Source organism: Glycomyces salinus, assembly GCF_016428645.1.
Taxonomy (GTDB): Bacteria; Actinomycetota; Actinomycetes; order Mycobacteriales; family Micromonosporaceae; genus Glycomyces; species Glycomyces salinus.
Genome location: NZ_JAELXW010000116.1, coordinates 18,923 through 28,583, shown reverse-complemented (window position 1 = coordinate 28,583; position 9,661 = coordinate 18,923). Strand labels below are relative to the sequence as shown.

The window sequence follows — 9,661 nt, the reverse complement described above, 5'->3', positions numbered from 1 at the left end:
GGGCGCATTCACACCGGCGAGTGGGTCGTGACCAAGACCGGCCCCGGACGGGCGGTCATCGAGCACCGGGCCGACGGCACCCGCGACACCGACTGGGACCTGTCCGACGAGGAGACCCCCACCGGCCTGTTCCCCACCGAATGGTCCAAGAAGTACCAGGACCGGCTCTCGGACTTCTCCGGCTGGTATGCGATGGAGACCGCCGCTGCCGCGATCAAGGCCGCCCGCGAGCGATGCCGAGCCGGACCCACCACATCCGGCGCCCAGGCCGCTCCCGACATCGAAGCCGAGTCCGAAGCGACCGAGTCGAGCGGCGCACTCTTGAACCGCCAAGCAGCCCAACATAATCGGGTATCGACGGACCTCCCCGGAGCAGCACCCGACCGGTCACCCGCACCGACCAGTCCGCCCCCGATGATCCTGGGGGAGCGAGGCTCCGCCCTCGAACCCATCCCCGGCGACGGCTGTGCTGAATTCGAGCAGCCTTCGGCCGAGATCGATGGCGAGGTCGGGGTCGATGACGTCGGATCGGTCGTAGACGGCGTCGGCGAGCGATTCGAACTGCTCGCCCAGCTCGGTTGCGGAGAGCCCGTGCACCAAGACGCTGATGTCGATGTAGTGACGCTCCATTGTTCGTGCTTCCAGCGAGGCTGCCGCTCGAGCCGTTTTCGGGTCCAGGTCAGAGCAGGGCGCCGATCTCCCGTGCGATGATGCTCGCGTTCACGCCCGAGTTCGGGCAGCCGCCGAAGTGGTGGAGTGCCACCACCTCGTGGGTGTCGCGCGACAGGACCGGGGAGCCGGACGAGCCGAACTCGGTGTCGCAGTAGTAGGCGACGTCGCTGCCGGCCACGTAGCCGTCGTACCTGGGGTCGGACACCACGCAGTTGCCGCCGTCGACCGAGGACTCGAGGGCGATCTCGGTGGGCCGGCCGGCCGGATGCTGCGGGATGTAGATCGCCTGGCCCCGGCGGGCGGGCTCGTCGGCCAGTTCGAGGGAGCCGAACCGCTCGATCGAGGCGAAGTCGTCGAGGGTGAACAGCGTGTAGTCCAGTTCCTCGCTGGTGGCCAGGACCCGCTCGCCGTCGACCTTGATCGGGTTGGTCTCCCCGCCGCCTTCGCAGGCGGCGCAGTCGTAGCCGAACCACACCTCGGTCCGCCGGGCCTCCCAGCCGTCGGAGAGGCAGTGGTTGTTGGTGAGCATCCGGTTCCGGTCGCCGACGCGGAAGCCCGTGCACAGGACCGTGCCGTCGATCAAGAGCCGCGCCACCGGATCGGCGCGGTCGACGACGTCGGGATAGGAGTCCTCGTAGCACGGGGAGGGGCGCTTGTCGTTCGTCTCGCAGATGCTCTCGGTCGGCCGCGCCTGGCGGCTCTGCTCCTCCACCAGGGCGTCGACGATGTCGGTGGGGAAGCCGAACGCGGCGCGGTCGATCAGCGCGCCCAGCCCCGAGGTGTCCGGGCCCGCGGCGGTGCGGTGGAGTTCGACCACGGCGGTGTCGCCGGTGATCGAGGTCGCCCACTGGTCGACCCCCGACTCCTCGTACCGGTACGACTCGGAGCCGTCCGGGCTGGAGACGGTCACGTAGTCGTCTCCGGTCAGCAGCAGCCGCTCGAAGTGGACCTTCACGTAGGCCGCGTCCGGGTCGTGCAGTTCGATCGTCCGGTCCTCGTCCGCGTAGGTCAGCGACTCGGCCAGCTCGGTCACCTCGCCGACCTCGATGATCCCCAGCAGCGCCTCGTCCACGGCCAGCGGCCCCGAGTCGGCGCCGAGCCCGAGGAGGCCGTCGTCGGCGAAGGCCTGAGGGATCGTGATCGCCGCCGCCACTACCGCCGCCGCACCCGCGGCCGAGACCAGCGCCGCCCGGCGCCGTCTGCGAGTCCTCCCTGGAATCCGCTCTCGCGCGTCCACCGCCGACCCCTTTCGATTTGAGAGATGTGTCGGAGGATCAACGAGCGGCGTGCCCTAAAGTTTCGCCCCGGTGCCGGGAGCGGTGCGGGAGCGCTGGCAGCGCTCGAGGATCTCCTGGAGGCCCTGGGTCGTCGCCAGCACCAGCAGCTTGTCGCCCGCCTGGATCCTGAAGGCCGCGTCGGGGTTCCAGCGGACGCCGCCGCTGGCACGCCGGACGGCCAGCGGGATGTGCGAGCCGTTCGAGGTCGCCTCGTGGACCGCGCCGTCGTCGAGCTGCGCGCCCGACTCGACCACCACCTCGCCGATGTAGGCGACGCGCCCCCGCACCGGGATCGTCTCGAGGATCTCGTCGTCGGTCAGCGCCGCCGCGAACGAGGCCGCCGCGACCACGGCGGGACTGTAGGTGGAGTGCTGGCCCGCCTCGCTGGGCTTCTGCTGCCGGTTCAAGTTGCGCCGCACCAGGCGCGCGAACTCGGGATTGTAGATCCGCAGGACCGTGCTCAGCTTCGCGTGGCATTCCAGGCCCGACAGGGCCGCCTCCAGGTTGGCCGAGTCCTGTTTGGCCATCGCCACCAGCGACCGGCAGTGCTTGATCTCGGCCTCCTGCAGCGTCTCGGTCCGGCTGGCGTCGCCCAGCAGCACCTGCGCCCCGGCCGAGCGCGCGGCCTGGATGCCGACGGCGTCGCGGTCCTTCTCGACGGCCACCACCGGGACCCGCCGCCGGCGCAGCTCCTCGACCACCCGCGTGCCCAGGTTCCCCAGCCCGACGACGATGACGTGGTCGCGCACCCGCTCGACGATCCGGCCCTCCGAGAGCGCGTACCGCCGCGCCACCAGCGCCTGCACGATCGCACCGGTGACCACCGGGATCAGCAGCGACCCGGCCAGGACCACCACCCCGTGGGTGATCATCACCTCGGGCGCGGCGTTCGTGTCCGGGTCGATGCCGCCGCCGGCGATCAGGGTGATCACGTACAGCGCGTCCCAGCCGTTGTCGATCCGGACGTCGCTGGAGTCGAAACTCGACAGCGCCCAGATGCCCGATCCCAGGATCGCCATCAGCACCAGCGCCACCACCCGCAGCTTGGTGTCGATGGTGCGCCGCAGCCCCCACATCGAGCGGCGCAGGAACCGCAAGAGCGCCTCGGGCCGGGACTGGAACCAGCGGACCTTGTTCTCCGGCTCCAGGCACATCACCCGGACCGTCTCCCCGCCCTCGGTGGAGAGCATCTCGACCGCGCCGCCGTTGCCGCTGGCGACCGGCCACTGGGCCTGGGCCCGGATGTCGGGCTCGCGCTTGAGGTACAGGCGCCGGCCCCAGATCTCCATGTCGCCGGGCGCGACCTGACCCAGCGCCGAGGCCGCGAAGGTGCGCGAGACCATGTCCGCGTCGGACTCGACGTAGACGCCCTCGGCGCCCAGCAGGGTCCGGATGCGGTCGCGCAGTTGCCGGTTGTACATCCGGATGACCAGCTTCGGCAGCGTCTCGTCGGCCATCCCGTGCGACATCTCGCGGAGTTTCAGGGCCAGATGCAGGTTCCCGACGTCGTCCTGGGCCATCAGCGCCACCGCGTACGCCTCTATCAGGCCCACCTCGCGAATGGACTCGGCGGTGATGCGGCCCTGCTCGACGATCTGGAGCCGCATGTTGTCCTCCGCCTCCCGGCGCAGCTCGTCGCGCTGCCCGCCGGGTCCCTTCGCGATCAGCGCCACCACCCGGTAGCCGAACCGGGAGGTCAGATTCCGGATGAATCGCAGCGTCAGCCCGTTGTCGCCGACTACGATCACCAGGCGTTCGGAGGGTGTTCCGTTGACGCCCTTGGGGTCGGTGGGCAAGTAGTTGGGGTACATGTATCGAGTCTAGGGAAGGGGTTCAAGCTCCGCTGGACGCGCGGGCGAGTAGCTCGGCCACGTCGGCCTCGTAGTCGTACCAGTCGACGTCGTGGGCGAAGCCCAGCTCGGAGTTGATCCAGCGCACGTCGTCGGCGTGCTGCATCGTCCAGGTCTGGACGTCCACCAGCTGCGGCTCGGCGCGGCGCAGCTCGGTCAGCAGGCGGGCCTTCATCGACATCGCCAGCCCGTAGGAGCGGTGCCCGGGGTCGACCACGGTGTCGTACTGGTCGGCGCGCGTGGGACGCTGGGCGGCCACGACCAGCTCGGTCAGCCCGACCACGTTCCCGTAGGGCTCGGCGAGGGCGACCACGATGTGCGAGCGCATGCCGCGCCGCTCCAGGGTGGACAGGGAGTCGCGGAGCCGGTCGGCCTGGGCCGAACCGCGCCACTCGGGGACGATCGCGTAGTCGGTGGTGGTGCGCAGGTTCGCCTTGACCGAGGCGTAGGAGTCCACCAGGCGCTCGGGGACCGCGCCGGCGTGGTACTCGAGGCGGTATCCGGCGGCCAGCCGCCCGGCGGCGTGCTCGATCTTCTCCCAGTCGACCTCGCCCCAGCGCAGCAGGTGCCGCTGCTCGACCACGGCGCGCTCGAAGCCCATCCGGTCGTAGAAGCCCACTGCGGGGGTGGTCGCGATGACCTCGACCGAAAGGGTCCGGCAGCTCTCGGCGGCGGCGCACTCGGCGACCGCGCGCAGCAGGGCCCGCCCGACCCCCTTCCCGCGGGCGCTGGGCCGGGTCGACATCTCGATCACGCCGGTCCCGGCCTGCTCGCCGCCGAACATGATCAGGCTCGCGTGGCCGGTCAGGTCGCCGTCGTCGTCGCGGTGGAGGAAGACGTAGCGCCGGTCGTCGGGGAGGGTGGCGGTCAGGTAGTCGCTCAGCCGGTCGGTGCGCCACCGCGGCTCGCCGGGCATGTCGGCCGCGGTCATGTCGTTGAGCACCGAGCACCAGTCGCGGATGTCGTCGGCCGTCATCTCGCCGGGGTCGAGCTGCTTCAGGGGCATCTTCTATCCTTACCCGATCTTGTCACGCCGCGAAACCCCCAAACTACCCTGCGGAGCGCCCGCGGGGGCCGCCGCGGTCATTGCGGGGCGCTCTTGCGCCCGTAGTCGTCGGCCCGGTCGTAGACCTTCTGCACGTAGGAGTCGACGGGGTTGTAGCTGTGGACGGCGTCGTACCAGTCCGCCGGGTCGGTCAGGTCGCGGCCGCCGGTGCACAGGTAGTTCGCGGCGGCCGTGGTGGCGTCGTCGATGTTGTGGGGGTCGGCGACGCCGTCGGCGTTGCCGTCTGCCTGCCAGACCTCCCAGGTCTCCTCCAGGAACTGCATCGGGCCCATCTCGTTGTGCTCGGGGCCGATGATCTCGGTCAGCGTGGTGCCGTCGGCGGTGATGCGGTTGCCTCCGGTGGTGCCGTGGTTGGTCTCGGTCTGCCCGATCCCGGCCAGGGTCGTCCACGACAGGTTGCAGTCGGGGTTCTGGCGGGCCGAGAGGATCTCGGCGCGTCCGTACGAGAGCAGGGCCCGCTCGGGGATGCCCAGGTGGTCCAGGCTCTGCGCCCAGGCCAGGAGGCCGCCGGCGGCGTCGGCGGGGGAGTCGGTCTCCTCGCCCCCGCCGGGCAGGCCGGTCTGGTCGGACTGGGGCTCGGTCGGGGCCGGCAGGCCCGCGTCCGGGGCGTCCTCGGGGGCCAGCACCAGCGGCGGCTCCTCGGGCTCGGGCTCGGGTTCGACCCCGAAGGACCAGGCCGGTCCGGCCGAGGGGACCAGGTAGTAGCCCGCCCCCAGTCCGGCGGCGACCACCACGGCGGTCACGGCGCACTGCACCGCCAGGCGCCCGGCGGGGGACCGCAGGGCCCTGAAGCAGGCGCGGACGCCGCGCCCGACGGCCTTGAGCGCTCTCCAGGGGAGCAGGGCGATTTTTCGGAGGAGTGTGAACCACACGGAAGCGAGTATTCCTTACGCCTCTTCGATAGGGCAACGCCCGCCGCGAACAATTCTGTTTCCAGGCCGCTACCGGCGGCCTCGATGATCGTTCTCCATTCGGATCGCCGGTGGCCACGAGCCGCCGGGAGCGGGACCGCGGGCCGATCCACCTCACAGCCGCGACTGGGGCGACCCGGCCAGACGACCGGCGTCTGAATGACCATCACATCCGGTAACCGACTGAGATGGGGGAGACACTGTGAGGCCGCTGGGTTGTGCCCGCGCTCCAGCGCGCCACAGCCCGGCATACGGGGGCTGAACGAAAGTTGATCGACACGTGGATACGACTACGGCAATTACAGCACCGAATACCGCACCGACGCCCAACCACAAACAGCCCGCTCGAGTAGTGCTTCCCGCCGGTGACGTGACCTTCATGTTCACCGACATCGAGGGGTCCACACGCCTGGCCTCGGGCCTCGGCGCCGAGCCCTACCGGATCGTGCTCCACCGGCACCGGGCGCTCATACGAGAAGTACTGCGGCAGCACCGCGGCACCGAGATAGAGACCGAAGGCGACTCGTTCTTCGTGGTCTTCGGCGACGCCGCCGACGCCGCCGCCGCGGCCGTGGAGATCCAGTCGTCCCTGCGCGAGGCCGACTGGCCCGACCTCGGACTCGACCGCGGACCGATCCGGCCGCGGGTGAGAATGGGCCTGCACACCGGGGAGGCCTGGCCCTCGGCCGGCGGCTACGCCACACCCGAGGTCCACCGCACCGCCCGCATCTGCGCCGCCGCACACGGCGACCAGATCCTCGCCTCGGCCCAATGCGCGGTCGCGGCCGGGCTCGGCGAGGCCGAGGCGGTCGGGCTCGGCGAGTTCGAACTGCGCGGCCTGCCGGGGACCACCGAACTGCGCCAGCTGCGCTCGCCCGGCCTGCCCGAGTCGTTCCCGCCGCCGCCGATCGTGCCGCACCGCCACAACCTCCCGGCCGACCTGAAGACCCCTGTGGACCGGCCCGAGGAGTACCGCGAGCTCGACCGGGCGTTCGCGGGGCACCGGCTGGTGACCGTCACCGGGATACGCGGCTCCGGCAAGTCCACATTGATCAAGTCCTGGGCCGGGCTGCGAGTCCAGGCCCAGAGAGACGGCGTCTGGTACTGCGTCCCCGGCGACGACCTCGGCTCGGCCGTGCTGGCCTCGATCGGCAGGCAGCCCGACCCCTTCCGGCACCCGGTGGAGGCCGCCGTAGACCACTTGAGAACCAAGGAGGCCCTGCTGGTGCTCGACGAGGTCGACCGCGACCACGCCTGGGCGGTGGAGAAGCTGCTGCGCCAATGCCCCCGCCTCACAGTGCTCGCCGCGGGGGCCCGGCCGCTGGAGCTGCCCGGCGAGGCCAAGCGCGCCCTGCCCCCGCCCCCGCCCGAGGTCGCCGCGGCGATCCTGGCCGGGTTCTGCGAGGACCGGGGCGCTACCTGGACCCCGGCCGACTGCCGGGCCCCGGCCGAGGCGGTCGAGGGCCTGGTGCCCGCGCTCAGCGCCGTGGCCGACGTGACCGCGTTCGGGTCCCCGGCCGCGGCAACGCGCCGCCTGCGCGAGGACCCGGTCTCGACCCTCGACTCCGCCGGGGGCTTCCGCGCGGCCATCGACGAGGCGGTGGCCCGCATCTCGGGCCCGGCCCGGGCGGTGCTGCTGGAACTGGCCGCCCGCCGCGAGGGGGCCTCGGTCGACGAGGTCCTGGACCTGTGCCGCCAGCGCGACGGCAGCCTGGAGGCCCTGGTCGAACTGGTCGACGCCGCCCTGGTCGTGATCGAGCGCCCGGCGGTCGACCAGGCCCTCTACCGGGTTCCGACCCCGATCCGCTGGCTCCTCCACGGTCCGTCGGCCTCGGCTCCGCCGCAGGTCCCGGCCTCCCTGGGCCGACTGGTGAACGCGGTCAAGATCGACACCGCTCTGGCTCGGAGCCGCTGAGCCGTGTGAGAGGCTGAGGCGGTGACTGACAGGCAGCAGCCCGAGGGCGCGACCTCGGCCTCTCTCATCGAACGGGCGTCCCGAGTCATACCCGGCGGCGTCAACTCGCCGGTACGGGCCTTCCGCGGGGTCGGGGGGCACCCGGTGTTCATCGCCGAGGCCCGGGGCGCCTACATGCGCGACGTGGAAGGGAACTCCTACCTCGACCTGGTCGGCTCGTGGGGGCCGCTCATCCTCGGGCACGCCCGCCCCGAAGTGGTCGCGGCCGTGACCGAGGCGGCCGCCAAGGGCACCTCCTTCGGCGCCCCCACGGTCGGCGAGATCGAGCTGGCCGAGCAGATCGTCGCCCGCACCCGGTGCGAGAAGGTCCGCCTGGTCTCCTCGGGCACCGAGGCCACCATGAGCGCCGTCCGGCTCGCCCGCGCCGCGACCGGGCGCGAGGCGATCATCAAGTTCGCCGGGTGCTACCACGGGCACGCCGACTACTTCCTGGCCGCGGCCGGCTCCGGGGTGGCCACGCTCGGCCACCCCGACTCGCCCGGAGTCCCCAAGGCCGCCGCCGCCGAGACGATCGTGCTGCCCTACAACGACATCGACGCCATCCAGGCGGCCTTCGAGCGGCACCCGGACACGATCGCGGCGGTCATCACCGAGGCCGTCCCGGGCAACATGGGCGCCGTCGCCCCCCGCGACGGGTTCAACGAGAGGATCTACGAGCTCGCCCGCGCCCACGGGGCGCTGCTGATCTCCGACGAGGTCATGACCGGCTTCCGCGTCGGCCCCGGCGGGCTGGGCGCCCCCGCCGACCTCTACACGTACGGCAAGGTCATGGGCGGCGGGCTCCCGGCCGCGGCCTTCGGCGGCCGGGCCGACCTGATGGACCTCGTCAGCCCGGCCGGACCGGTCTACCAGGCCGGGACCCTCTCGGGCAACCCGCTCGCCGTGGCCGCCGGGCTGGCCACCCTCCGCCTGCTCGACGACGACGCCTACCGCAGGCTCGACGCCGTCGCCGCCGAGATCCAGCGCATGGCCGGCGAGGCGCTGACCAAGGCCGGCGTCCCCCACCTCGTCTCGGCCCCGGCGAACCTGTTCAGCGTCTTCTTCACGGACCGCGAGGTCCGCGACTTCGAGGACGCCTCGGCCCAGGACGCGGAGGCCTACGGCGCGTTCTTCCACGCCATGCTCGACCAGGGCGTCTACCTGCCGCCGAGCGCCTTCGAGTGCTGGTTCGCCTCGACCGCGATCGACGAGGAAGCCCTGTCACACCTCGAACGGGCCCTGCCGCGCGCGGCCGAGGCGGCGGCTAGGGTGCGGTCATGAGCGGCAAGAAGACCATCGTCCATCTGCTGCGGCACGGCGAGGTGCACAACCCCGAGGGCGTCCTCTACGGCAGGCTGCCCGGCTACGGGCTGTCCGAGCTGGGGCAGGAGATGGCGCTCGCGGCCGCCGAGCGGCTGGCCGGGCGCGACGTCGTCCACGTCGCCGCCTCCCCGCTCCAGCGGGCCCAGGAGACGGCCGAGCCGATCGCCGCCTCCCACCGCCTCGACACGGCCACCGACGAGGGCCTGATCGAGGCCGGGAACTCCTTCGAGGGGATGCGCGTCGGCGTCGGCGACGGGGCCCTGCGCAACCCCAGGTACTGGTGGCGGCTGCGCGACCCGTTCACCCCCTCGTGGGGCGAGCCGTACATCGACATCGCGCGCCGCATGATGGCCGCCGTCGAGGACGCCCGCAAGAGCGCCGAGGGCTCCGAGGCCGTACTGGTCAGCCACCAGCTGCCGATCTGGACCGTCCGCCGCTTCGCCGAGCGCCGGCGCCTGTGGCACGACCCGCGCAGGCGCGAATGCAACCTCGCCTCCCTGACCAGCTTCGTCTTCGACGGCGGCAGGATCGACCGCGTCGAGTACTCCGAGCCCGCCGCCCACCTGGTGCTCAAGTCCGAGACGGCCAGGCGGGCCAAGGGAGCCTGA

Annotated in this window: 8 protein-coding genes; 4 read left to right on the top strand and 4 right to left on the bottom strand. The window is 71.9% G+C overall.

Annotated features, from left to right (window positions below; translation table 11 throughout):
* Positions 1 to 711 (top strand): hypothetical protein (locus tag JFB92_RS21880; RefSeq protein WP_199043604.1); only part of this gene is annotated, 711 nt, incomplete at its 5' end.
* Here JFB92_RS21880 and JFB92_RS26725 read toward each other — a convergent pair.
* From JFB92_RS26725 to JFB92_RS21860, 4 genes are all read right to left on the bottom strand, one after another.
* A complete protein-coding gene (locus JFB92_RS26725) occupies positions 680 to 1,909 on the bottom strand; it encodes a trypsin-like serine peptidase (RefSeq protein WP_199043602.1) in 1,230 nt (409 codons plus the stop codon). The two genes, JFB92_RS21880 and JFB92_RS26725, sit on opposite strands and share 32 nt — an antisense overlap.
* A 54-nt stretch (positions 1,910 to 1,963) precedes the next feature.
* A complete protein-coding gene (locus tag JFB92_RS21870; protein ID WP_199043600.1) occupies positions 1,964 to 3,760 on the bottom strand; it encodes a potassium channel family protein in 1,797 nt (598 codons plus the stop codon).
* 22 nt (positions 3,761 to 3,782) lie between these two features.
* Positions 3,783 to 4,805 (bottom strand): GNAT family N-acetyltransferase, encoded by a 1,023-nt coding sequence (locus JFB92_RS21865; protein WP_199043595.1) that lies wholly within the window; start codon positions 4,803 to 4,805, stop codon positions 3,783 to 3,785.
* A 77-nt stretch (positions 4,806 to 4,882) separates the two neighbouring features.
* Positions 4,883 to 5,737 (bottom strand): lytic transglycosylase domain-containing protein, encoded by an 855-nt coding sequence (locus JFB92_RS21860; protein WP_199043594.1) that lies wholly within the window; start codon positions 5,735 to 5,737, stop codon positions 4,883 to 4,885.
* Between the two features lie 391 nt (positions 5,738 to 6,128).
* Between JFB92_RS21860 and JFB92_RS21855 the strand changes: the two genes are divergently transcribed.
* The 3 genes from JFB92_RS21855 to JFB92_RS21845 are packed head-to-tail and all read left to right on the top strand — an operon-like array spanning position 6,129 to position 9,661.
* Complete coding sequence (locus JFB92_RS21855) at positions 6,129 to 7,691, top strand: adenylate/guanylate cyclase domain-containing protein (protein ID WP_199043593.1); 1,563 nt, start codon at positions 6,129 to 6,131, stop codon at positions 7,689 to 7,691.
* Between the two features lie 21 nt (positions 7,692 to 7,712).
* Positions 7,713 to 9,011, top strand: coding sequence for a glutamate-1-semialdehyde 2,1-aminomutase (gene hemL, locus JFB92_RS21850; protein ID WP_199043592.1), 1,299 nt, complete (start codon positions 7,713 to 7,715; stop codon positions 9,009 to 9,011).
* Positions 9,008 to 9,661 carry a histidine phosphatase family protein gene (locus JFB92_RS21845; protein WP_199043591.1) on the top strand — a complete coding sequence of 218 codons (654 nt, stop codon included), beginning with the start codon at positions 9,008 to 9,010 and terminating at the stop codon, positions 9,659 to 9,661. The genes hemL and JFB92_RS21845 overlap by 4 nt, the downstream gene beginning before the upstream one ends.

What these genes read in the sequence shown, in the direction of transcription:
- JFB92_RS21870 (WP_199043600.1), bottom strand. Translation starts at nt 3,760, where the DNA reads ATGTACCCCAACTACTTGCCCACCGACCCCAAGGGCGTCAACGGAACA.
- JFB92_RS21865 (WP_199043595.1), bottom strand. Translation starts at nt 4,805, where the DNA reads ATGCCCCTGAAGCAGCTCGACCCCGGCGAGATGACGGCCGACGACATC.
- JFB92_RS21845 (WP_199043591.1), top strand. Translation starts at nt 9,008, where the DNA reads ATGAGCGGCAAGAAGACCATCGTCCATCTGCTGCGGCACGGCGAGGTG.